The organism is Mycetohabitans sp. B8, assembly GCF_021991875.1.
Classification (GTDB): Bacteria; Pseudomonadota; Gammaproteobacteria; order Burkholderiales; family Burkholderiaceae; genus Mycetohabitans.
Genome location: NZ_JAHLKR010000018.1, coordinates 167703 through 192128, shown reverse-complemented (window position 1 = coordinate 192128; position 24426 = coordinate 167703). Strand labels below are relative to the sequence as shown.

Annotated in this window: 24 protein-coding genes and 1 pseudogene; 14 read left to right on the top strand and 11 right to left on the bottom strand. The window is 56.8% G+C overall.

All coding sequences use genetic code 11. From position 1 onward, the window contains the following. The first annotated feature begins 375 nt into the window (after positions 1 to 375). From KQH60_RS10280 to KQH60_RS10270, 3 genes are all read left to right on the top strand, one after another. A complete protein-coding gene (locus tag KQH60_RS10280; protein WP_237576355.1) occupies positions 376 to 864 on the top strand; it encodes an HrpB1 family type III secretion system apparatus protein in 489 nt (162 codons plus the stop codon). Next, a complete protein-coding gene (locus KQH60_RS10275) occupies positions 852 to 992 on the top strand; it encodes a hypothetical protein (RefSeq protein WP_237576354.1) in 141 nt (46 codons plus the stop codon). The genes KQH60_RS10280 and KQH60_RS10275 overlap by 13 nt, the downstream gene beginning before the upstream one ends. A 1277-nt stretch (positions 993 to 2269) precedes the next feature. Further along, positions 2270 to 3160, top strand: a complete 891-nt coding sequence (locus KQH60_RS10270; RefSeq protein WP_237576353.1) for a response regulator transcription factor — start codon at positions 2270 to 2272, stop codon at positions 3158 to 3160. On the opposite strand, the gene sctC is transcribed toward KQH60_RS10270, so the two are convergent. Further along, on the bottom strand, positions 3137 to 4996 hold the full coding sequence (gene sctC / locus KQH60_RS10265) for a type III secretion system outer membrane ring subunit SctC (RefSeq protein WP_237576352.1): 1860 nt from the start codon (positions 4994 to 4996) through the stop codon (positions 3137 to 3139). The two genes, KQH60_RS10270 and sctC, sit on opposite strands and share 24 nt — an antisense overlap. 134 nt (positions 4997 to 5130) lie before the next feature. Beyond that, positions 5131 to 6585, bottom strand: a complete 1455-nt coding sequence (locus KQH60_RS10260) for a helix-turn-helix transcriptional regulator (protein WP_237576351.1) — start codon at positions 6583 to 6585, stop codon at positions 5131 to 5133. A 451-nt stretch (positions 6586 to 7036) separates the two neighbouring features. Between KQH60_RS10260 and KQH60_RS10255 the strand changes: the two genes are divergently transcribed. After that, on the top strand, positions 7037 to 7642 hold the full coding sequence (locus tag KQH60_RS10255) for a DUF3455 domain-containing protein (protein WP_237576350.1): 606 nt from the start codon (positions 7037 to 7039) through the stop codon (positions 7640 to 7642). A 279-nt stretch (positions 7643 to 7921) separates the two neighbouring features. Here KQH60_RS10255 and KQH60_RS10250 read toward each other — a convergent pair. From KQH60_RS10250 to KQH60_RS10210, 9 genes and pseudogenes are all read right to left on the bottom strand, one after another. After that, a pseudogene (locus KQH60_RS10250) lies at positions 7922 to 8816 on the bottom strand (ISL3 family transposase); the annotation flags it as partial. 84 nt (positions 8817 to 8900) lie between these two features. After that, complete coding sequence (gene sctT, locus KQH60_RS10245) at positions 8901 to 9716, bottom strand: type III secretion system export apparatus subunit SctT (RefSeq protein WP_237576349.1); 816 nt, start codon at positions 9714 to 9716, stop codon at positions 8901 to 8903. Further along, a complete protein-coding gene (locus KQH60_RS10240) occupies positions 9713 to 10231 on the bottom strand; it encodes a type III secretion protein SctO (RefSeq protein WP_237576348.1) in 519 nt (172 codons plus the stop codon). Before KQH60_RS10240 ends, sctT begins: the two co-directional genes overlap by 4 nt. Before the next feature lie 10 nt (positions 10232 to 10241). Next, positions 10242 to 11597: a type III secretion system ATPase SctN gene (gene sctN, locus KQH60_RS10235; RefSeq protein WP_237576435.1), complete on the bottom strand. Its 1356-nt coding sequence runs from the start codon at positions 11595 to 11597 to the stop codon at positions 10242 to 10244. Between the two features lie 23 nt (positions 11598 to 11620). After that, positions 11621 to 12841, bottom strand: a complete 1221-nt coding sequence (gene sctL / locus KQH60_RS10230; protein WP_237576347.1) for a type III secretion system stator protein SctL — start codon at positions 12839 to 12841, stop codon at positions 11621 to 11623. Then, positions 12826 to 13521, bottom strand: coding sequence for a type III secretion protein HrpB4 (locus KQH60_RS10225; RefSeq protein ID WP_237576346.1), 696 nt, complete (start codon positions 13519 to 13521; stop codon positions 12826 to 12828). Before KQH60_RS10225 ends, sctL begins: the two co-directional genes overlap by 16 nt. A gap of 15 nt (positions 13522 to 13536) precedes the next feature. Next, positions 13537 to 14334: a type III secretion system inner membrane ring lipoprotein SctJ gene (gene sctJ, locus KQH60_RS10220; protein WP_237576345.1), complete on the bottom strand. Its 798-nt coding sequence runs from the start codon at positions 14332 to 14334 to the stop codon at positions 13537 to 13539. A 3-nt stretch (positions 14335 to 14337) separates the two neighbouring features. Next, the gene (locus tag KQH60_RS10215; RefSeq protein ID WP_237576344.1) at positions 14338 to 14724 is read right to left on the bottom strand and encodes a hypothetical protein; all 387 of its coding nucleotides are present in this window, start codon (positions 14722 to 14724) and stop codon (positions 14338 to 14340) included. 25 nt (positions 14725 to 14749) lie between these two features. Further along, a complete protein-coding gene (locus tag KQH60_RS10210; RefSeq protein ID WP_237576343.1) occupies positions 14750 to 15289 on the bottom strand; it encodes an HrpB1 family type III secretion system apparatus protein in 540 nt (179 codons plus the stop codon). A 303-nt stretch (positions 15290 to 15592) separates the two neighbouring features. Between KQH60_RS10210 and sctU the strand changes: the two genes are divergently transcribed. The 10 genes from sctU (at position 15593) to KQH60_RS10160 (ending at position 24373) form a co-directional block, all read left to right on the top strand. Further along, positions 15593 to 16648, top strand: coding sequence for a type III secretion system export apparatus subunit SctU (gene sctU / locus KQH60_RS10205; protein WP_237576342.1), 1056 nt, complete (start codon positions 15593 to 15595; stop codon positions 16646 to 16648). A 44-nt stretch (positions 16649 to 16692) separates the two neighbouring features. Then, entirely contained in the window at positions 16693 to 18777 is a 2085-nt protein-coding gene (gene sctV, locus KQH60_RS10200; RefSeq protein WP_237576341.1) for a type III secretion system export apparatus subunit SctV, read from the top strand. A gap of 9 nt (positions 18778 to 18786) precedes the next feature. After that, positions 18787 to 19407 (top strand): type III secretion system protein SctP, encoded by a 621-nt coding sequence (gene sctP / locus KQH60_RS10195; protein ID WP_237576340.1) that lies wholly within the window; start codon positions 18787 to 18789, stop codon positions 19405 to 19407. Positions 19408 to 19471: 64 nt separating this feature from the next. After that, a complete protein-coding gene (gene sctQ, locus KQH60_RS10190) occupies positions 19472 to 20653 on the top strand; it encodes a type III secretion system cytoplasmic ring protein SctQ (protein WP_237576339.1) in 1182 nt (393 codons plus the stop codon). Next, a complete protein-coding gene (gene sctR / locus KQH60_RS10185; protein WP_237576338.1) occupies positions 20637 to 21287 on the top strand; it encodes a type III secretion system export apparatus subunit SctR in 651 nt (216 codons plus the stop codon). The genes sctQ and sctR overlap by 17 nt, the downstream gene beginning before the upstream one ends. Positions 21288 to 21294: 7 nt before the next feature. Then, positions 21295 to 21558 carry a type III secretion system export apparatus subunit SctS gene (gene sctS / locus KQH60_RS10180; RefSeq protein WP_237576337.1) on the top strand — a complete coding sequence of 88 codons (264 nt, stop codon included), beginning with the start codon at positions 21295 to 21297 and terminating at the stop codon, positions 21556 to 21558. A 26-nt stretch (positions 21559 to 21584) separates the two neighbouring features. Beyond that, positions 21585 to 22523, top strand: coding sequence for a hypothetical protein (locus KQH60_RS10175; protein ID WP_237576336.1), 939 nt, complete (start codon positions 21585 to 21587; stop codon positions 22521 to 22523). A gap of 136 nt (positions 22524 to 22659) precedes the next feature. Continuing rightward, positions 22660 to 23850: an FHA domain-containing protein gene (locus tag KQH60_RS10170; protein ID WP_237576434.1), complete on the top strand. Its 1191-nt coding sequence runs from the start codon at positions 22660 to 22662 to the stop codon at positions 23848 to 23850. A gap of 13 nt (positions 23851 to 23863) precedes the next feature. After that, the gene (locus KQH60_RS10165) at positions 23864 to 24097 is read left to right on the top strand and encodes a type III secretion protein (RefSeq protein WP_237576335.1); all 234 of its coding nucleotides are present in this window, start codon (positions 23864 to 23866) and stop codon (positions 24095 to 24097) included. 45 nt (positions 24098 to 24142) lie between these two features. Further along, complete coding sequence (locus KQH60_RS10160) at positions 24143 to 24373, top strand: hypothetical protein (RefSeq protein WP_237576334.1); 231 nt, start codon at positions 24143 to 24145, stop codon at positions 24371 to 24373. Positions 24374 to 24426: the final 53 nt, after the last annotated feature.

Genomic DNA, 24426 nt, shown 5'->3' with positions numbered 1-24426 from the left:
CCACTTCTTACCCCTACCCTAATCTATTGTTATCCTTAACAATACTACTATTTTTAGCACTGCCTATATATATTTGGAGGACCAATGCGACACATGACCAATCGACGAAGGTATCAAGCCAACGGATGACCCGCGGTTATCGGACCACACGACTATCAGCATGAAGTGCTCGGCAATCAGCTCAACCCCACTACGTGCAATCCATTGCGCACGCCGCCAGACGCGAAGTCGGCCCAGCGCGGGTCCCTATTTCCGATATCCATACACGAGTTCGCGCGCATGACCTAAGCGCTGACCCTTTCGACATACGATCGACAGGGTCGTCGGCACGTAGCCGGCGACACGTCAAATCCGATCACACACTGCGACATCGTCATGAATGCGCTATCGTCCGTTCGCCGCGCTTCCTACCTAAACTGCAGCGACAAGACAGTTGGCGCGCTGCTGCGGCTCTTCGCCTTGGGCATGGCCAGTGTGCCAACCGAAGATCTCGACGACCTGCTGCTAGCGTTGCGCGTGCTCAGGCCATCGTCAACACAAGTCGACTTCAGCGAAGCGAATCTGCGTGTGCGACAGTCGGACTGGATCGGTGCGCTACGCGTGCTCAAGCCGATAGAAGCACGTCATCAAGGCAGCGCGGCTTGTGCTGCACTGATCGCGTGCTGCCTTTATCACCTGCGGGATACCGAGTGGCGGCGCTACGTCGAGTTGGTGTTAGGAGACGGCAATCCGGTCGCCTTGTCCGTGGTCGCCACCTTTCTGAAGCTCAATATGCACCCAGGCGGCGAAACCTCGGGCATGGACAGCGACGGTCGCGAGCACATACGCGCACAGATTGAGCATGCCGTGGCGTGTGCACGCTGAATGCCGGTTACCGTACTGGCGCGGCGCAACGCCGCCAACCTGCCGCCTACCTGGGCAACACGGTTGACGAGCTACTGGACGCGGGCGCCGACGATGTCGTGTTCGCACCCTGTATTTTCGCGTACTGATACTCATAATCCAGTTTGCCAATCAAGGACTGAGGCGCCAGCACCGCACACAAGACAGCGAAATTCTCGCGTATCCGCCCTATCGGCTGGATCATCGCTCCTAGTTTGGTGAGGCTCAGCGAACGCCCGCTAAGCCTCACGCCGCGGGAGTTCGCGTGTGCCTAGCCGCTGTTTCACGTTACGGCTCAGAAAAAAACTGGAATTGAACAGTACACATGGTGTGCAGCTTCGAACCTTGTATCGCTGCGGCTACCGCCTCAAAGACGCGGCTCCCCTAGCAACGAACCAGCAAAGCAGCGGCGTGCTCACGTACGCGGCATCCTAGTCACCATCGAGACGACGAATCCTGAGTGGTTTTTCTTCTCAGTAAGACTTGACAGTCACGGCGGCAGACCACGCGCCGGTACGCCGCCATGGCAACGCGCATCTCAACGGCGCACCTGGTACCGGCTGCGCCGTTATCGCGCCAGAATTTCCGAGCACCATAATGGCGTATGCCGCCTAGCCGGCTAACCGATTTTAACGGCGCAACCGTGCCGGCTAGCTTTCTAGGCTGATTGGGCCGGGCTGGGCTGACTGACTGCGCTAGCTAGTAACTTTAAAATAGGGCTGGTTCTACAACTCGAACTCAGCTTCGGCCGGTCAAGTTATCCCGGCTCTCCCGTTATCATTCTTCGAGTAATCGACCCCGTTACGCCAGCCGCGCCACATAGTATAAGCCCAATGCCAAATCAGCTTGTATTTCAATATCAGAATATCAGTTTTACACGCGTTGCAATAAAGGGTAAGGGTTCCAATGGCACGATACCTATGTCGATGCCGTGCCTGCGGTAGGCGGCAAATTTGAGGTAACAGCAATATACCGCCAGCTGAAGTATCACAATTTCCTTTCAAAATTCATACACATCAATTTAGCGCAGGCTGCCCGGAAACAGCCGTCCGCTCTAGCAGCCATCCCACTATCGCTACGCGGGGCTTGCCCGCTGCGTGAGTCGGAGACGGCCTGCACAGCGGTATCCGACAACACAACACAAACGGCCGCACCGACTCTCCAAATCTCAAAAATCTAATCCTGGCTCATAAGACAAATTTTGGACAGCGATTTCGACAACTCACCTACAGTGCGGATAAAGCAATGCGCGTTCGCTTGTTTGAAACAACGCGTTACATAGTTGGCACTCATATTGCCGTACAGTCGGGATGTCGCATCCCTGCCCGCTCCCTGACATAGCGCCAGTCGCGAAAAGCGGTTCAATTAAGAATCTACTGGAGAAGAAATGGGAATTGCCATTCTTACCGGAAATAGAGGTTTATTCCAATTCATCGAAGCATGCTTCAAGGCCGACGATGAACCATGCCAACAGTTCGTCGACGATGTGGCGCTCGCCCGTGCAGCCTATCGTGAGGAATTTCAAGCCATCTTGGTCGACTCAGCCATTGGAATTAACCCTTTGCGGCCATTCCTCGCGCGCCGAGCCTGCTATGCGGACCGTCGCGCGCCCTTGATCGTCATCGGGGCGCTCGAGGACCGAGCGAGTATCGTGCACGTGTTGGATGCTGGCGCAGATGATGTTGTGCTCACACCCATCGATCCACGAGAATTATTGCTGCGGGTGCATCTGGCGATCCGGCGCTTCAATGTCGCCCGTCGTACAGACCATGCCGGCGTGATCGAGTGCGGCCCTTATCGTCTCGATCCGAATACGTGCATTGTCCGCGTCAACGGCGACGCGGTGCGGCTGACGCCGCGAGAGTTCGCGATTGCCTGGCTGCTGTTTTCACACTACGGAGAATATGTCAGCCGTCGGCAAATCGCCGGCGCGGTATGGAGCAGCTCCGAGGACATCGTGGGCCGGACATTGGAGCAACATATTTACAAGCTGCGCAAAAAACTGGAACTGCATGGCACGCATGGCCTGCGTCTACGCACCATGTATGCACATGGCTATCGGATTGAATCTATCGAGGCCGATACCGCGACGTCTGCGATGATGGATAGCCCCCTTGAGGCGCCGCTTGCCACGGCCCACATGTCGCTCGGTGACAAAAACGTTTTACGTCGCCACGACGACGTCAATCCGACGGTGGAATGCGTGCTCGACGCCAGGCACGAATGGCAGTGCCCGGCGTCCGTGGCGCCGATCCTAGAACTCAATGATGCGCGGTGATAACAAGAAGATCCTTTCCATATGACTGCGCTGGTCGCTACGGTACCTGAACAAGCCGCCGATCAGCGGAATCTTCGACAACAACGGTATCCCCGTTTCGAGGTTGGACGAGGAGTCTGTTCGGTATCCCGCTATCAGTAAACTTTCGTTCTGGCCTACAAACGCTTCGGTATTGATCGTACTAGTCGTGACAACAGGGATATTATCGACCAACTGATTAGTCACTTGCCCGTCCTCGATGTGAACTTCCAGCTTAATCTGCGTGCGCCCATCCTCCTCCACGACCAAGGGCCGAACACGCAATGACACGCCCGTGGACACACTGTACAGGTCTGCCGACGTGTAGCCGGCCACGCGGACGAAAAAGCGTGTCTTGTGATCCATGACGGCTTCCGCGTTGCTCAATGTCGCGACCTTCGGACTTGCGTCGATACGCGCGAGATTGGCACTTTGCAGCGCGTCCACCCGCGCCAGCAGGTAGCGCCCGGCGTTGCCCAGCACGGCCGTCAGGGACGCGCCAAGAGGCGCGGTACTGATGACGGTCGTGCCGTCACTGCTATTGGACGTAAATGTGGGATTGAGGGTGCCGTTGTATGAAGAGGGGCTGTGCAAGCCATTGCCGGTCTGCAAATCGACATGACTGTTGTGTGCCCGCCAGTCCACCCCAATCTGCTTGAGCGCATCATCGTCAACCTCGATGATGTGAGCCTCGATTTCCACCAGCCGTGGCTTGACATCAAGCGCGTCAATCAGAGACTGGTATTGTGCCAGGCGCTCCGGTAAATCGCGGATCAACACAGAATTGGTGCGTTCGTCCGCCTGGATGACGGGCAGTGACGCGGTATCGGCGGCCGGACCCAGGTCACCAGAGAAGCCAGCCGTGTAGCGCGCGGCGCCACCACCATAGTCGCCTGCACCTTGCCCCGGCAGCCCAGTCATGCCCCCGCCCGCGGTACGGCCGCCTGAGCCGATCCCGCCCAACAGCCCAGCCAGGCCTGGCGACACAGTACCCGCGGGCATGTTGTCCGGCAAGGGAGGCATCAACACCGTGGAACCGTTCGGTCCGCCGCCGGCTGCCATACCGCCGAGATTGCCACCAGCGTCAGCCATTGGATCGACGCGCCGCATGTAAGCCTTCGCGAAGCCGCTCTGCGAGCCGTTTTCCGATCCGCCCGGCCCCGCCTTGCTCTCAGGATGGTATAGCGCCGACAAGACACTGGCCACACCTGCAACGACATAGCGCTGTCCATCGACGTCGACATTATGGTCAGCGGCCCAGGCGTGCTTGAGTGAAAAAACACGTACCTGCGAGCCGGCTTGCCGGGCCACCGCCGCGTCGACTCGCCGCGCCACCTCGGCGATCAGCTGTACGTACTGCGGCGGCCCGTTGACGAGTACCGTATTGCGGGTATCGTCGTAGGACAACGGGAAGGCTGGATTGGTGATTCGCAGTCGATCGAGTGCCGCCTTCAAGTCGTCAACGCTCGCGTGCTGCAACTGAACGACCTGCCGTGTCACGCCGCTCGCGTCGCTGATCGACAACACCGTTCCGTCGTAGAACCAGACGAAGCCGAAGGTCGATGCCAAGGTTTCGAGGAATCGTTGCGGTGGCATGTCAAAACGGCCCGTGACCTTACCGTGAACATCGCCGGATATCGTCGCGGGCACACCCTGGCTGGACGCCAAGTCTCGCAAGACGTCCTTGATATCCTTGCCCTCCACGGACACATGGACCATTCGGCTGTGCCAGCGTATTGGTATGTCATCGGCAAAGGCCGGCGTGGCGGCCAAAGCAAGCGACGCAATGCATGCCGCACAGACCAGCTTCTTGCGCATGGTGACCGCGCCTGCTGAAACCACCCCCCGGGTTGACTGCATCCAGTTCATTGTTGTCATCGATTTACGCGTTGTCAAGGTTGCATGGATCCTTCACCCACGGTCGGACACGCACGGCGATCGACGGGATCCGTCTACCGGTCGAGCGTCTCCGACGGCGCTTCCTGAAACTCCTTCCGATACCCGCTCACCAGCGTCGATCGGTTCTGCACGCCCCACTTGTTCGCGATGCGCAGCACGCTGCGTTCGCTCTCCAGCGAGTCGCTCAACAGCTCCGCTCGAATGCGCTCCATGCGCTGGCGGCGAATCAATTCGGTTGGAGACAATCCGAGAAAGTTCTTGAAAGCACTTTGCAAGGCCCGCTCAGTCACGCCGACCTCCGCGGCGATCTCGCGCACCGACAGGTCATGCCGGTTCAGGTTCTCCTGCATGTATCGGTACGCCCGTCGGTACTTGGCCGGCAGCCGCGCGCTGATGTCGTCCAGTTGGCCCGTCTGGGGCGTCGCACGGCTGGAGAACGACACCAACGCCTGGGAGTCGTCCCGCAGGCATTGCGTTGAAACAACCGCATAGCGCGTGTAGTACTGCATCGACTCGTTGACCTTACCCTGGCTTTGTCTAATCTTGGCAAGACAATAGAGGTAATCGATTTGCCGGCGTCCGGTGCTGGAGACGTAATCGACGCGGTTCAGCGACTCCACCACCGACTCGGCAAGCTGGGGCGCGCCTGCGTGCAACGCCGCCAATCCGATCTCGATTCGAGTTGATCGCCCATACTCGGACAATCCGTTACGCGACGCCCAGTCCAAGTGTTGCTGGATATTCATCATCGCGTCGCGCACGCCTTGCGACAACAGCCGCAAGTGGCGCAAGTACGTGATTCGTTGCTTGAGCAACGGCATCTGGACACGCTGCGCATCGGTCTCGAGGGCTTCAATCAGCGCACCGGAATCACGGCTGCCAAGCGTTCGTTCGTCGCCAGCGCCAGACAGCCAGTAGGCGTGGTCACCAAGCTGGGACGATAGTCTTAACTCGCGCTGCACCGCGATATCTAGACGCAGCGTCAGCACAACCTCCTGCCAGCGCTCCGCCACCTCGGGCGGCGCCCCCTCGGTCAACTCGATTAACTGTTTGATCGCATCGCGCAGGAAGCGGCCCTGTCCGAGTTCGTGCAATGCGCACACCAGGCCGAATTGAGCCTCCAGGCGCTGCAACGGATCCAACTCCGCGTCGTCGATCAAGCGGACAAAGCAGGACAGCGCCGTCGCCAGCCGGCAGCGGAATAGCGCCTGCCAGCCGGCATTGCGACAAGAGGCGGCCCGCACTGCATGAGCACACTCCCGCACCGCGCGCTGCGCGCGCCGATACGACGTTTCTGCCTCGTCATCGATACCCAGCGTCATTTGCATATCGGCGTGCAGTTGCAGCAGCCCAGCGACCTGTTGGTCTTCGCGCTCATCCTCGCCCCACCGGCTTGCTTGACCACCTGCGGCGGTGAGATTTGCTTCGATCAACTTGTTCATGAACTCGGCTGGCACGTTTTTCAACGACAGGGCTGCAGCCAACGGGAAATACGGTGTTATGAGCATCGTGAGACTCCAATATGCGCGCGCCTCATGGCCTGACGCACGACGTCATTACAAGCGCCCTTGCGGGTCTGACATATCGGAATCTAATCGAACCATCCTGCGACATTTTCAACAAATCTGACCAAACTGCTATATTTTGAGGACTGTTGAAATTCTTCCGCGCAATCAGGAGCGCGACACTGGCACAGAGCATATCGGAACCGTCGCCAGCGGGATGTAGACAGCAGTCCGTTACTACGCCTAGTCATTCATCGTTTCGCTTGGCGTTCATCGGCCGTGGCCCGATAGGGTTGTACTTCGGTTTTGACCAGCCGATCTTGACGGATGCCGCACGGTGAATCCTCTTACATGTCTTTTAAACTGGGCGCGGGCACATCGAGCCCTGCCAGGCGGTAACGACAGGCGTCCAGCGCGCTGGCCGGCCGCGCATGGCCAACGCGCCGCCATAGTGGTGTCGGGCGCTTGCGCGCTAGGGCTGGCAGCTTGTGCGACGCCCGATGTGCCGCCGTCGAACAGCACGCTGCCCGCCTCGCTCCAAGCCAAGCCAGTCGAGGTATTGCAGGAAGTGTTCCGCGTACACGGGAATGAAACGTATGTATGCCAACGCAACGGTAACCAATTGAGTTGGCATGCCACCGGAACGTTGGCGACATTGGTCGATGCGTCGCGCCACAGCGCGGGAGTTATATCACCGGGCGGATATTTCATAGCAACCGACGGCAGCTACGTCGTGACCAGGTTGCTTGCGCAAGAGATAATCAGCGCATCGACACTGCCGTGGCAACGGCTGACCGCCGTCCATTCTTCTGCGGAACCTGGAGAAGCCGGCAGGTTTGCCAACATCACGTCGATACAGCGCGTGCAAACGTCCGGCGGGTTGCCTCCCGATCCCGTCTGCACGGTTGAACGCACGGCGCTTTATGTCCCGTACTCGGCAACCTATTTGTTTTATCGGCGTGGCCAGCCCTTCACGCCGGATGGCGCCACGATCGATGTCACGCAGCAGGCAGTCGAGGCGAATTGCAAGTCCGAGATGCCTGCGTGTGAGGTGAAATAGTTCGCCGCTGGGCCGCGCGTGCCCTTGCTTCGACCATGATGGGCCGCCGGCTGGCTTTGTCGTTAAAATGCACAGTACGTATGCGTATCCATGTCGCTGTCGCACTGTGCACGATGGCGATGCGATGGTGGTGCTAATCGCCGCACGCCGGCAGTAGGATCAATGCCAGGATCAATGCCGGTGCTGGCTTGCCATTGTAACGGCACGTTCGATCCATGCAGCTTAATCCTTCAATAGCATTGCTCATTCGGCGGGTTTTGCGATGCTGCCGCTGAGAGGGTTCTGGTTGGCGGCCAGCAGTTCCTTCAAGTTCACCGACTGGTCGGGCTTCAGATTCTGGCGGTTGCGCAGTAGCAGCCAGCGGCTAGACTTCGAACCGTGCGCGCTGGCCTGTCATAGCAAAGCTGGTTGGCCTGATCGACACGTACACGATCAATTACCTCGCGTCCGTATTTGGCGACAACGTGGAAAAGATCGTAGACAATCTCGGCCTGCGGGCAATGGACGTTGATCTCCAACTCATAGGCCGTTGTCATGTCGATCGCGACTACCTCGATGCGCCCCCCTCAGGAAGCTGCTCGAAGAAAGCCCGGGCCGTCCCGCGCGAGCGTTTCGGCTCGATCCACAGCACCTGCCGGCCGATCGGATCGACCACTACAGTAGCGTAGCGATGGCCCTTATGGAGCGCAAACTCATCCATCGCAAGGTAGCGGATGTTCGAGCAGTTCGGCTCGAGCACGCGTGTGCGCAAGCGCATCTTGTCGATTGATTTGACCGTATGCCACCCCAGGTCATAAAAGGCGGCGACCACCTACACACTGGCCGCCTGCAGCAGCTTCTCGCAGGCCTTGGCAAAGCGATCAGTCACCCTCTGGTAACGGTCCAGCCAGTCGAGCTTCTCCAGTCGCGGCCCACCGCAGCGCCCGCACCAGAGCCGCCGGCGAGGCACAGGCAGCACCACCCGGTACTCAAACAGCGGCAGATCGCGCACCCTTCTAACAGTAGTTTCATGAAGCTGCGAGCAACGCGTGCCGCATTGCTCGGAAAGCATCACCTCGCTCACAGGCTTTAGACACAGCGACAGCGTGCGGTTTTCGCCCTGCGGCCACTACAGACGGTCAAGCTGATAGCCCTTCCAGCAACCCAGCGCCTGCAGTGTCTTGAGATCGAGCACTTTGTCCAACAACGTCTTTAAACTCAGCCGCCAGGTTACGCAATCGGCAAAAATCGCTTCACGGTTTCCTACGAAGAACCTTTTTTACCGCGGTCCGTGCGCCAGCTCCCGCATATAGTCCGACAGTCCTGCTAGCACGAGTTGACCCCGGACTTGCTCGACAAAGATACCGACGAATAGCGCGAGGATCAGGACGGTCAATGCACCTTTGACGGGTTGGCTCAGTTGCGTCAGCTCCAGCTTTTGTGCCGATTTCGCGGCAAAGCCGACCGCCAAATCGACCAGCAGCAGCATGAACATGATTGGTGCAGCAAGCTTTGCCGTCATTTGCATCAACGTGTCAGTCTGGTGCAATACAAAGCTTTCCAGAATATTCTCCACAACTGGAGTGCGGGAAGTGATCGGCCACCAGTTGTACGAATCATATAGCACGCCCAGCAGAATGGGCATGCCGCCAAGCGTCCAGAATGCCACTGTCGCGATTTGCAGCAACAGCGTGCCGGTAGGCGTGTTTTGCTCGGAGCGGACCGGATTGGTAATCTGTATGTTGTTATAGCCAGTCAAGTCGTCAATGTAGGTACCGGCGCTTTCCGCAACCCAAAATACCGTCGACGCTGCGAAACCGAGCGTCAGTCCGATAAGTGCCTCGCGAATGCAAATCTCAACCAGCATCACGCCCGTCATGGACTCGAAGAACGATACCGGCTGGCCATATGCAATGAACGAACTGAACAGCAGCACCACGCCGTTACGGGCGATCCCCTGCAGCACTCCATCGGCAGTAGGGGGAAACATGAGAAACAGGATAAAGGCACGTGCCGAGCACAGCCCCAACATCGCAACATACCCGCCAATCGCTTCGTGCCATTCGCCGAAGACTTTGAGTAGCTCAATTATCATCGGGTCAGCCTCTGACAACCGCGGGATCTGATACGTGCCAACGCCGCTTCTTCAGCTTCGTCGTCGGCAATGTCGCTTTCCGCTTCGTCAAGCTTGCGCATCAGCGTGCCGATACGGTTGTCGCATGCTTCGATACGCCCGCGATTTCTTGCGATCGCTTGCGCGGTGCGCGATATTTCATCGGTCTTTGACCGATATTGCTGCTCTAACTTATCAAGCTCTCTTTCAAGTACACGGATGCGGTCCATCACCACATCCATATAGCGCATTGTGCCCTGCATTTCGACAATGGAAAAGCAGCTGCTGCCGGTCATCATCTCCGTAATGCGGACTTCGCTGGCTTCCAATACACTGCGCTCCTGATCGATCTGAGCTTTTTTATTGTCGCACTTTTCCCTGAGGTCGGCCTGCTCCGTTCGCTGCTTTGAGAGCACCGCGCGCAGTTCATCTTCCATGCGCGAGCGGCGCGCCACCGCTCTGCGCAACGCGACGATCCTGCGATCCGATACCGCCATTACGCACCCATTAGCCGTGAGCCAGTTCAAACAGACGCGCCTGGGTATCGTCCGGGTCTGCGCGCTCGTCGGTACGCTGGCTCAGAAACGCCCGAATAGCATCAATTTTGTCGATAGCCTCGTCCGCCAATGGATTGCCGCCCGGCTGATACTCGCCGATCTGCAGCAGCATCTCCACTTCCCGATGCTTCGCCATCAATTCGCGCACACGGGCGGCCGCGTCTACATACTCGCGGGGCATGACCTGCGACATTACGCGAGACAAGCTGCCAAGCACGTCGATGGCCGGGTACTGGTTCTTCGCCGCAATCTCGCGAGACAGGATCATATGGCCATCCAGAATACCCCGGACTTCTTCGGCGATTGGGTCGCTGCCGCTCTCGTCTTCCGCAAGCACAGTGTACAGTGCAGTGATCGAGCCCGTGGCGCCCATGCCGGCACGTTCCAGAAGCCGTGGCAATTCGGCAAAAATTGACGGAGGAAAGCCACGTCGTGCCGGCGGCTCGCCGGCGGCCAGGCCAATTTCGCGTTGCGCGCGTGCAAAGCGCGTCAACGAGTCCATCATCAGCAGCACACGCTGCCCACGATCCCGAAAATATTCAGCGATGGTCGTCGCGACATATGCAGCCTTCGCCCTTTCAATGGACGATCGATCCGATGTCGCGCAAACCACCACGGATCGCGCCATTCCCTCCTCGCCAAGGATGAGCTCGATGAACTCGCGCACCTCACGTCCCCGCTCGCCGATTAGCGCAATCACTGTGACATCACATTGCGCACCACGTGCGAACATGCCCAGTAACGTACTTTTGCCGACGCCCGCTGGAGCAAAAATCCCCATCCGTTGCCCCTCGGCCAGTGTCATCATGCTATCGACGACGCGCACGCCAGTGGGCAGCGGATACTCAATCATTTTCCGGCTCATTGGGTCCGGAGGCGAAGCAAAAATCGGGCGCAATTCCTCGGTATCGATGGGACCCAAGCCATCGATCGGCTGCCCTAGGCTATCAATCACCCGCCCCAGCAAGACATCTCCAACCGGCACCGACAGCGGCCGGCCCAGTCCAACCACGCGCGTCGACCTCGACACGTTCTCTAATCGCGAGAATGGCGACAACAGCGCGACGTCACGCGTAAATCCTATCACCTCCGCGTGCTGCAGCACGGCGCCATCCGGAGCCCTCAGTTCGCACAGCTCGCCAAGAGAAACGTCAAGCCCGCTGACCTTGACCAGCGTGCCAATGACCTCGAGCACCTTGCCGTGATGCGCAATACCAGAGGTAGATAGGATGGCGCGCTCGATTACGTCGGTAACGCGCAATGCATCGCACTCCAGCGCGGATGGACAATCGTCGTCGCTGTGCATCTCAACCCCGTCCGTACGATTCATTAAGTGCGATCCCGTTTCGCGCTGCCGGAATCGTGCGGTTGCTCACGATCGAAAGCATCGAGATCGAGCGGCGCTTCGCGAGCTTCGTCGTTCTGAACCTCATTGCGCTGCGCAAGGTCAGAACGCTCTTCTCCAAAAACTTTATCGCCCGAAACTTCGTCAACTAGGTCTTCGTCGTTAACGCTCTCGTCATCTCCCTCACTGAGGAATTCGTCGTCGTTAAACTCGTTTTCATCGAGTTCCCCCTGATCAAACTCTTCCATGCCGAAAGCTTCATCATCGGATGCAATATCGTCAAGCGCTTCCTCATCAGCCGTCGCATCCAGTTCATCGTCGTCCCAAAAATCGCCATCCATCATGTCCTCGTCGTCGCTATCGTCATCGTTAGCGTCGTTGATGCCATGTTCATTTATCGGAGCATCTGTTGGATCGCTTTCGTCATCGACCGCGTGGGACGGAGATTCATGCCTGCCATCGTCATGCAATTGTTCGCAGTTATCGCATTCGATCAACGAGTGCTTGAGTGCACGCGTGATTGCAGTGCGCATCGCCCTTAGCTGAGTGGCAAGACTCGCGTCAACCGAACCAAAATCCGACTCGCAAATACAGCTTCCGGGAGGCAGCTTCTTATCAGCGATAACAGTCAGTGGAAATGGACGTCCCATCTCGCGCCACCGCGCCGCCAGACGTTCAAAAGCCACACATGCGTGATCATGATCGGACTCGCTTACGAAAATTCGGACATATGCCGCGCCCTCGACAATCCGGTCAACAACATTCAGCGCACGCTCAAAGAGCGCGTCGGTGTGCTGCACATGCACGATTTGCTCGACCCCAGTCGTGACGATCTGAGCAAGCCGCTCCCGCATACGTACCTGCATTCGCCGTTCGCTGTCGGCAAGCTCCGCCAGCCGTTCCATCCAATTGGACAGCGCGCGCTGCTCGCCATCGCGATAGCCGCGCTCCGCGGCCGTCTCGTATTCGCGCGTCGCATCGTCGAGTATCTGCTGCGCGGACTGACGTGCGGCCTCGACTATTTTGTTGGACTCGTTGCGTGCGCGCTCGAGTGTCTCCTGCCTGTCAGCTTCGAGTTGTTCGTACGCCTGTTCAATCGTCAATAGCGCTCCAAACTCCGCGGCCGGGATCACGTCACGGCTCGCGCCAACGTGTACGCCGTCCGTGTGCGGGATTTGATATGGCGACTTCAGCCAAATAGCCATTTCCACTCCGGCAGCCAGGCAGGTATATGATTAACAAGGTTTTGCGTGCCGTCTTTATCAAGGTGGCTGACTTTGGCGTTCAGCCACCGAGGCGGATTTGCTTCTCGCGGCAACGCAAGGCGCAACAGCGTGCACGGTATCGAACGCGCGGCATCACGCTCGTCTCGAACTATCAGCCAGTAGCCTTCTTGCGCTAGCGTCTGCGCGTCGATCTCGTCAAGTGGCGTCATGAGGGGCGCCATTGGCAGCGCGGCAATGTCAGGCGCGCCAGTCGCGGCCTGACTGATGAGATCCAACGAAACGCCAACCCAATCGGTAAGCCGCCTGCGGCTCGCATTGTCAATGACGCGTCGCACCTGCGCGCCACGGAACAACAACGCGCGTACCCGTAGCATGCGCAGGCCTTGATCGACAGGCAGCATATCGAACATCGCGGCATGGCCGGCAATCAGCGATTTTACCGTCGGCGCCGTTACGCTGTTCATACTTAGCAGCGCGTAAGAGGCCAAATCCATTTGGATGCGCTGGGCGTTACGCCACGCAACCTGCAAGCTTTGAACCACTGCCGTGGTGGTGCCGAGCGCAGCGGCAAGCCACGATGCATCCGCCCATTCGATCGCATTGCGCGCGTTGCGCTCATACGCGCGCAACGCTGCGGCGGCACGCTCGAATGGTGTCATTTCGGCTCCCGTAGGTTACGATGCCGAAGCCGAACTATCCTGCTTGGGTCGAATACCGATCCGCTTAGCCAGTTGAGCGACCAGTGTTCGGCCGTTTCTCGCTCCGTTCCGGCCCAGCCACCACGCCAATGGAATCAATATCGCACACAGGAGCACTGCAATTAACGGAAGTGTATAGGATTGCCTGTTTTGCATGCGAGACAAATCCAGTGGATCTGCCGGTACCGCCGTGACACTCACCGCGTCGTACGTCAGGCCCTCGACACTGTGCATGACAAGCGTCTTAATTTGCGGAACCAGTGCGGCCGCGTCCGAATCGGGTCGATATTTGATAAACACGGATGCCGACGATGGCTTTGTTTGCGACGCCAGAGGGTCGTTGTTCGGCAATACGATTTGCACCCGCGCAACGACAACACCATCTATTTTAGATAGCGTATCCGACAACTCCTGCGACAACCCGTATATAAAGCGTACTCGTTCCTCGGTCGGCGTGGAAACCAGCCCATCTTTCTTAAACAGATTACCGAGGTCGTCGTATTTTGTATGAGGCAGCCCGCGGGAGCGCAGCACCTCCATCGCGCGTACTATTTCTGCTTCCTCAACATCCAGCGACCACGTTTTGCCATTGTCCGCCGTGGTCTTGGACGCGTTGACGCCATGCTCGAGCAGTGCAACCATCATTTCATTGGCGTCTTGCTCGGAAAGATTATTGTATAGTTCCTTCTGGCATCCCCACAGCGAGATGCAAAGGACGAGCATTATGGCGAGCCGCCCGGCCCGGTGCGCGGTGTCGCGTCGTTGGGCAAGCATAATTTATTGGTTTTTAAGTAACGTATCTATTGAATTTTTCGGCGCCATGGTTATCGCCTGACTCATAGAGATATTCGCATGCACCATGGTCGATTCGGACAGTATCCGGCACGTTGCCATCGTCATCTCCGGCATAGACATGCTCATTGCCTGCTGCGGCAGCGCGTTCATATCATTGAATAACTGCTGCATTTGCACATCTTGGGCGCCAAGTATGCGGCCCAACGTCGATGGCCCATTATCTGCACCGCTGGACGGCTCTACCATATCGGCTCGTTCCATTAACGCCTGAAATTTTCCGATTGTCTCTGCGGACGGCGCGGCCTTACCGCCTTCCAATCCAGTATCGGGCGCCATTGGCATGACCATTAAGTTAAGTGCCTGTGTCATATCGCTGCTCCAGGTTACAATCGCGTCATAAGCGAATGAGATTTGCGTGCTCGGCAAAGGAGAGGTTCGCACCAGGTTGCTCCGTCTGCTTGGCTTGCTCAAATTCACGCATCTGTTCCTCACATGATTCGGGAAGAACAAATTGCCCGGTTTTTTCATATGTTTTTATGGCGTCGCGTAGGTCCGCACGGGCCTCAATCGAACGAATCAGCCTTTTTGTATCTTCCGTTGGATTGGACGCTTCGAGGTCAGCCGCGGTTTGGCGCCATGACATATCCCCCTTTGAAAATAAGGCCAGCGCAAGCAGCCCTTTGGCGTAAGAAAAGTCCGGTTTTTTGTCGACTAGCGACTGTAGTGTCAATATTGCCTCGTCCCATTTACCGCGAGACATCCAGAGCATGCCCTCAAGCGCATCGATTTCTTGCGCCTTGGGACACACCACGCGTAATGCATTGATTACCATCTCCACGTCGTCAAAGTCGATTGTGCCAGACTTAAAATCGCCTTGCTGGGAAAGCGATACGACTTCGATTAAGCCGCCGATAACAAGCTTGTCGATCTTCATATATTGCTGAGACGAGATAGTCATTACGCAAAGCTCCTGATATATCGCAACGGACTTCTCCCGTTGCATGCTTGTCCGGATCGGTATATTCGCAAACCGAGTCGTCTATCAAACAATAGCGTTACCTAAAAGACGGGAAGGCGCAGCAGCGAAGCGTGCACCACATACGCGAAGATTTAACTGAGTTCGGATTAGGCGCCTGCGCTTCGCGCGTATGCAAACCGATTCGCGCATGAACGGTATCGTGACCTGGCGCCAGAGGCTCTCGCGCCACTGCCCGCCGTAGATCGACGGAGAATGCCGATGAGCGATGAAAAAACCGAACAACCCACTGAGAAGCGGCTTCGAGACGCCCGGCGTGACGGCCAAGTAGCGAAAAGCACTGACTTGACAGACGCTGTGGTTTTATGTTCGGTTATTGCGACGGTCGTTGCAGCCGCAACCACATTTTCCGACGCGTTCCGCAGTTTGATTCATACGGCACTGGATTTTGTCACGACTGACCGTTCGTTGGATACGCTCGTCGCCTGGCTGGTCAAACTTGGCCAGGAATCGTTGATCGTTATCGTGCCATGCGTCTTCGCTGCGGCACTGTCCGCGTTCGCCGCGCTGTTTGGCCAAGTTGGCTTCCAAATCAGTACAAAGCCTGTCACCCCCAATCCGATGGCTGTTAGTCCCGCCAGCGGACTCAAGCGAATATTCTCCCTTCGGACGTTGGTCGACCTTGGCAAGTCGCTGTTAAAAGCGACGCTGGTCATGTGCGTGATGTGGGTCACGATTCGCGGGTTGATCCCGCTGATCGCCACATCGTTGTATCAGCCTTTGCCGGAGTTATGCCGGCTGCTGTGGTCGGTCTTTCTCAAACTGCTGGCTGTCGCCGCGCTCGTTTTTGTCATCATCGGTGCGTTCGACTTCAGGTTGCAACATATGTTGTTTATCCGGCAGATGCGAATGAGCAAGGACGAAATCAAGCGAGAATATAAACAGCAGGAGGGCGATCCACAACTCAAAGGCGAACGCAAACGCATCGCACGTCAGTGGGCACAGGAAGCGCCGCCTCGCCTGCGTGTTGGACTCGCCAACGCGCTGATCGTCAATCCGACACACTATGCAGTCGCGATACGATACGCACCGTCCGAGTACCCACTGCCGCTCGTCATTGCAAAGGGCCAGGACGAAAGCGCTGCCGAACTCCGGCGTGCGGCCGTGCAGGCACGCGTACCGATCATTGGTAACCCTCCAGTTGCACGTGCATTACACCGCGTCGAGATCGATGAACCCATCCCGGAAGAGTTGTTTGAAGCCGTGGTGGCCATTCTCCGGTGGGTCGATTCTCTCGGGCCTAAAAGCACATCATAGTTGACTGCCGCATTACCGTATTGAATCGCGAATAAAGAACTATCATGTCGAAAGCCCTCAAATTGCCTGCAGCCGGTGAGATTGGCGTTGCGCTCGTGGTCGTTGCGATTATTTCGCTGATGATTCTGCCGCTGCCGACGCTTTTGATTGACGTGCTGCTGGCCTGCAATATCGCAATCAGTGTCACATTGCTGATGATCACGATGTATGTGCCCGACATCGTCGCGTTGTCTGTCTTTCCGTCCCTGCTTCTCTTTACCACGCTATACCGCCTGTCGCTCAATATCGCGTCAACAAAATCCATTTTATTGCACGCCGATGCCGGTCATATCATCGAAGCATTCGGTCAGCTTGTCGTCGGCGGCAATCTGGTGGTCGGACTCGTCGTCTTCATTATCATCACGACCGTTCAATTCATCGTCATCGCCAAAGGCTCGGAACGAGTCGCAGAAGTCGGGGCCCGATTCACGCTGGACGCGCTCCCTGGCAAACAGATGAGTATCGACGCCGACTTGCGCGCCAATTTGTTGACCGCAGACGAAGCACGCCGCAAACGTGCGACGTTGGCTGTTGAAAGCCAGCTGCACGGCGGGATGGACGGCGCAATGAAGTTCGTCAAAGGCGACGCAATCGCCGGGCTGATCATCACAGGGATCAATATCATTGCAGGCATCGCAGTTGGCGTTGCGTATCATGGGATGAGCGCAGCGGACGCGGCCAACCGATTTGCGATCCTGTCGGTCGGCGATGCAATGGTTTCACAGATTCCTTCACTGCTCCTTTCCGTCGCGGCCGGCGTCATGATTACAAGAGTCGCGGACGAGCGTGATGCAAACCCCCAATCGCTCGGTAGCGAAATGGGCCGACAACTCAGTTCCAGCACGCGCGCACTGTATTTCGCGGCCGTGCTGTTGATCGGGTTTTCGGCTGTCCCCGGATTCCCGGCGCCCCTGTTCTTTCTGCTGTCAGCCACGCTAGCATTTTGCGGCTATAGGCTGGGCCAGAAGCGCCCATCTTCGGGTGATCAACGCAGTGAGGCGGTCAGTTCGATGCAGCGAGCGGGCGGCAAAGGCGAAGCCGGTGGAATTCTCCCGCGCGCGCCTCAGTTTACACCGCCGGTCGGCGTCCGGATCGCCACTGATTTGATGCCACGTTTATCGGCGCCCGCGCTGGACAAGTCATTTGCAAAAGAGCGCTACGCGCTGCAGGAGGAGCTCGGGTTGCCGTTTCCTGGCATTACGATGTGGGCTAGCGACACAACCGCCAGCGCCAGCTTCGAAGTACTGATACATGACGTGCCCTATATCGCGCTCGAACTGCCGCCCGGTAAAGTGATGCTGCCACTGGAATCGTCCACATCTGGCGCCGATGCGCCCGATTCTGGGGTCAACGTACTGCGCGCACGCGCCGAACCCCGCGGCGGACTGGACGGTGGACCCGGCCCAACGTGGTGGATCGACGAAAAGGCGCTGCCGCCCAAAGCCTCCGCCTGGAAAGCGGAAGAGATCATCGCCCGCACGACGATCATGTTGTTGCGGCGTCATGCGTCATCGTTTCTCGGTATCCAGGAAGTACAGTGGATCCTTGAGCAGCAGGGCACAGACTATCCAGGGCTTGTTGCCGAGGTCCAGAAGGCCGTTCCGCCGCAACGCATCGCGGATGTACTCAGGCGGTTACTTGAAGAGCAGGTGCCGATCCGCAACATGCGCACCATTCTCGAGAGCCTGCTTGCTTGGGGTACGAAGGAGAAAGACATGCTGATGCTCACCGAATACGTACGCGGCGACCTGGCACGATTTCTCGCACATCGGGCCACCGGCGGCGCACGTCAACTCGACGCCGTGCTGCTCGATCTGCCTGTCGAGCAGCATATTCGACAGGCAATCAAGCAGACGCCAACAGGAAACTACCTGGCACTTCCGCCCGACGAGGTCAACTTCTTGGTTGAAAAAGTTAAATCCTTTGCCGGCACCGAACCACGGGAAGGTGTCGCTCTCGTTACCTCAATGGATATTCGTCGATATGTGCGTCGAATCATCGAGGGACGACTAGGCTGGCTCCCGGTTTACTCCTACCAGGAGCTCGGGGAGCACGTCGAGCTACGCCCGCTGGGCCGCGTAACAGCATAACCTCTATCCATGACGTCCATTCGCAATCGTCCAGTGCGGATCATTCCCCGCCATCATGACAGGCACGACAACTCCCCGGTACATAATCGCCGGCTGCGGCTCGACTATGCGTCACTCGCGCGCCGCGCCAAGCCACTACCAAACACCAAACCGCCAGTTGATAAATACAACCCGAATCGCATTGCCTCTGGATTCGTCCTTGCGATTGACCCGGATGCAGATAGTGACGACGAATCGCCGTCCGATGAAAATGCCGACCGGGCGTCGCGCGCAGTGCGCCGGCGGCTCCGTTCAGCGGTTCAGCCCGTTGTAGAAAAAATACTGCTCGAACAAGGTTCGATGCTCGACATGGCTCGCCGACTGGCTCAGGAAATTGCAGCGTTTTGCACAGACAGCGCAATTAACGACACAGGCACCTGGGAAGCATCTTTACCGCTGGATCCAGCCCTGCTACCGGATACAACGCTTAACCTGACGCTTTCGTATTCCACACTATCCCTTCGCTTCGACACGACGGACAATAAAGCGCGAGAGCTAATCTTATCCTACGCATCAATGCTCGAGCATGAGTTGGATACGCTACTGCGAGCATGGGGAGCGCCGCGGGATATAGAGTTGACGGTATGGTAATAAAGCCGTTCACCCGGGGGCTGGAAACAGGCGCCGATAAACCTCAACACGATAGCGGATGAGGATGACTTTGCCGATTGTCGAACCGCCATACAGTCCTCTCAGCGACGTGCGCTGGCGCCCCCTGGCAATCGAGCCACTGATTGCTAGGGCTGCAAGACTGTTTTGCGACAGCCGCCTACCACAAGCGCTACAGCACCTGGTTGGCGTCGAAGACTGGAAAGCCACGCTGGACAACGGTCAGCGTGACTGGCTCGAGCCCGCATTGATTGAACTCGCACACCCCAAAGGACATGCGAGCATCACATTTGATTTGGTTAACTACCCAGCGCTCAAGCCGATAGTACAATCACAATCCGCTGGAGAGGCAGAGCAAGCGGACACAAACAACGCGCAGGCACTGCGTGTTGCGATAGCCAGCATCTTAATTCAGCCGGTGCTTTCTGTATTGGCGGCAACTGGACTCGGCAATCTGCGACTGATTCGTCTGGAACGAATCTCCAATTGGGAGGCCTTGCACAACTCGAGCCGGAACGACATACCGACAATTGATATATCGTTCACGCACGAGACTCGTCGCCACGCAGCAACGGTCGCACTGGGCACTCCCCTGCTAGAGCTACCTGAACGTTTCTTTGCGCAATTCTATGCGCAAACACAGATTTTTCGATCACCGCAAGAACATCTCTGGCTCACTCACGTGCGCTTGCCAGGCAGGCTAATTGTTGGTTTTCGAACGTTGACGATCTCGACGATTAATAGAATAACGACGGGAGACGTAATACTTCGAGCCGCATGGTCGGATGTGTCGTCTTTGGTAACCAAAGACGACATACCGACCCATGCGGCCGCCGCATGGGGAACACCAGGGTTGCTCCGTATTCATGCAAAGGTTGAAATCAATGGGCGTCAGTTAACTATTCTAAAGGATCCCTATATGGCAAACGATGTCGATACATCGCCCGGTAACGAGACGCTTACCAGCGATACGCGCGATGAAGTCATCAATGTCGGCGAGTTGGAATTACCTATTCAACTCGAAATTGACACTATCGCGCTGCCTCTTTCGGAAATTTATGCGTTGCGCGCCGGATACGTGCTCGAGCTCACTGATCCGGTGGAGTCCGTCCAGGTTAAGCTGGTCACACATGGACGGACAATAGGCTATGCCGAACTGGTAAACGTCGGAGATCATCTCGGCGTACGAATCCTCCGTATGGTGCAAGGCAATGTTCCAGCCGAGTGACTTAACCGGATTGATGCTGATTGTGATGGCAATCGGCATTATTCCAATGCTAGCCATCGTGGTCACATCCTATACGAAAATTGTGATCGTCCTGAGCTTACTGCGTAACGCATTGGGCGCTCAGCAAGTACCGCCTAACATGGTACTAAATGGCATCGCTATTCTCGTCTCGCTTTACATTATGGCTCCCATCGGAATGGCCGTAGCCAAGCGCGTTGAGGCTCAACCTAACACCGGTACGCTGTCGCAAGGAGTCATTCAGGCATTCGGCTCCGCGCAAGAACCGTTTCGCGCTTTCTTAAAGCAACACGCGAAAGAACGGGAAAAACGCTTTTTCATTCGTTCCGCCGCAGTCATCTGGCCCAAGGAAATAGCCGACAGCCTGCATGAGGACGACTTTATCGTACTTGCGCCGGCGTTCACGTTGTCCGAGCTGACCGATGCGTTCAAAATCGGTTTTCTACTTTATATTACCTTTGTCGTCATAGACCTGATTATTGCCAACGTACTTCTGGCAATGGGGCTTAACCAAGTCATGCCGACCAATGTCGCGATTCCATTCAAGCTATTACTATTCGTTGTCATGGATGGCTGGTCTACCCTGATCCATGGGCTAATCCTGACATATCGATAATGACATGATGGACATCAATACCTTAGTACGCTTTACGATGCAGGGCATGTTGCTTTGCATGTACGTGTCTTTGCCAATCGTTATCATCGCTGCCACTGTCGGCTTGGCCGTATCCTTTCTCCAGGCGATCACATCGATGCAGGACCAGGCGCTATCGCACGGTGTCAAGCTGATCGCCGTAACCATCGCCATAGCGGTGCTCGCGCCGTTTTCAGCTGCCGCCGTGCTTCGATTTGCCAACGAAGTGTTCCAAATGGCGATACCAAATTGAATACCGTAAACCGATACCCAGGTGCGTTGCAAACGGGCGATGCACTGCCCGTCACGGCTGGCTCGCAAAAAAACACGTCGGCCCGGTCGGCAAAGAGTGCGTCGCTGTACCGGGGCACAACGGTGTTCGGATACGCATCTGCGAATGCACAGCAAGCGAAGGCGTTCAATGCGGCGCTGGCTCGCCGTCTGGCATGGTCGCGCTTTAAATCGCGCCTCACGCGGCGCAAATTCGCCCACGCCGCAGGCGCATACGAGGACGGTGATGGTGACGAGGAAGACACAGTAGCCGACTCGCATACCAGAGTCCAGGCGTCTTCGGCCTTTGGCGGCTCCGCAGACGGCGGCGAGCATGGCAAGCAGCATGAAGGCAGGGGGGACAGAGGTGAGAGCGGCACGTGCACGTTCCGACAAAGCAAGCTCAACAAGGGCGTCGCTCCTCCAGCGGTCTCTAATCCGATACAGCATTTGGTCGATCCAGACGGTACGCTTCGGGTCGGAGAAGCTGCACAGGTTATGGCCCAACAGTTTCTTCAACTCAAAGACAGGCTGCTTCAAGACGACCGCGCAAAAATCGACGCCAGCGTGTACAGGCTCTTGACTCAATGGTTGCAACTACAGCCGCAGGGTCACCTGACGTCATTGACCATCGCAGAAATTGGCGAACTATTGCAACGGGTCAATGCTGCCTTCGCAGATCATCGTCGCGACAGCCAACAGCGCACACAACAGTCATTGCATACTGCAACGGCTGGCACTCCTGTCACGGCTAATGCCCGTGCTGCAGACGAAGGTAGCGATACGGACCAGTCCACAGCAGGCGTACTGGATCGCGCACAACGCTTCAACATTCTAGTTCCTCTGTTAATGCTCAAATTATTTCGTCCTGTGACCGCACCCCAGCGCGACGACACAATTCGGCGCTTACAGCTTCGAATCGCCGCCGCTCATTTCCTAAGCGCCTAAACGAGTGTTTCAATTTTCGCTCACCAAGAGGTTGGTTCGCATCACCCCAAAACGCACCGGATGGTTACGCTAGAGTAAGCTTCAGTCGATACTGGTTACGTTTCCTCAAGACCTCGGCCAACCAACTGTGACGATCATGAAGCTGTTACGAGTTCTCACCGGTGTACACGCAGGCGCCCAAGTACGGCTGGCGCCCGGTGTATACCGAGTAGCAGCGGATGATGATGCTGATATTCGGCTTTCAGACTGGACCAGCGCCGATCTGACACTCACCGTGAACGGCGATAATGTAGTAACGGCAACACGCGCTGCGACAAACAGTATTAAAGTCGGGCTGACCAGCGCACAGCATCCGAGCAAGGACGGCCATGTTACTGGGCAGAATGGCTCCCAAAGTGCGGCGGCTGTCTCGGACAGCCGCGCCACTGAGGAAACAGAACAAGTCGAGCCAGTACTCCTTCTCGATTTCGTACCGATGCAGTTTGACGATACGGTTGTTTGCATCGGTCCATCCGATGCGCGCTGGCCACCAGACGTCGACCTTCTAGCTGTTCTTCTAGTCAAGCCAAACGAAGAGCGGCAACAGGCAAAGCGCGCCCGTCAACGCAAGATCGCGGGAATAACCCTGGCTTGCATGGCTGTTGGAATGACGGTCTCGCTTGCCGTACTGTTGACGTCAATCCAGGACAGCCGCGCCGCCAGACGGCATGACATTGGCGATCTCGCGCAACATGTTAACCGGATGCTGTCCGAACAGAAGCTGACTGAGGTGCATGCTGACGTTGCCGGCTCGTCCATCCGCGTGACAGGCATGGTGCCGACCGCCGCGGCCGACCTTGCCGTTCGAGATCTGCTGCAACGAACTGCTCCCGGCATCGCGCTGCGTCAGTACGACGTAGCAGAAATTGATACGCGGAACATAGCAGAGTCATTAGGAACGAGCGGTGTACAGGTGTCGTACGCAAGTAACGGCGTATTTGACATTACAGCGAGCGTGGCCGACCCGGATAAGCTTCACTTGGCAATTGAGCGAGTCAAGCGTGATCTGAACGGAAACGTCAAGATGCTGCGCACACATATAAAGGCCATTGAAAAAAACCCTTGGCCAACCGAATATTCTGAAATGATCGCCTCGGACTCCATCGAGTATGCGCAAGCTCCGGACGGGACCAAGCACATTTATATAAATGCTGCGTCCTCACTCGAAGCTGGCGCAGTACCCGGAGCTACGAATCCGGTTGACAATGCGATTGCAGCATCTGCTGCGACGCCGCCTGTCGCCTCTAACCAGACGTCCGGCATCGGGGCGTCCGGAGTTACTCACTAGACCAGGAGAGTTTATGTACGAAGCACTGGACGCATGCGCCGCCGATTTTAATGATCTACCGAGTTTCATCACTGATGCTTCTCGCGTCGCAACCATTCGTTCAGCGCTGGAAGCCACAGCGCATCGCATCGCGGAAGAGACGGGAGAAACCGAAGTTGACCGGGATAACCTAAAAACGCTTTATCGCGGTCTACATGCGGCGAGTAGGATCGTCGCGCAATTACACGAAAAACGAATTGCCGAGTAGCTTGGCATCGTTTTTCGTGTCACTTAACCTAATAAGGAGCAGAGCATGAACGTATCAGACCTGATGCATAAAGGAACGGACGCTGCAAAGTATGGAAGCCAAACAATAAATAACACAGAAGAGGCTGCTGCGTTGGCTAACACGATCAAACAGACCCAGGCAATGTCGAATGTTTCAACGCTACTAAACTTTGAATTGCAAAAAACTCTAACGGTCAACAATCAAATGGATAAGTGTGCGTCCGCTGTGAAGGAACAAGTGCAAAATCAACGATAATGTGACCACAGGTGCGCGCCGCGCACCTGCCTTAATTCAGCAAGCAAGCACAC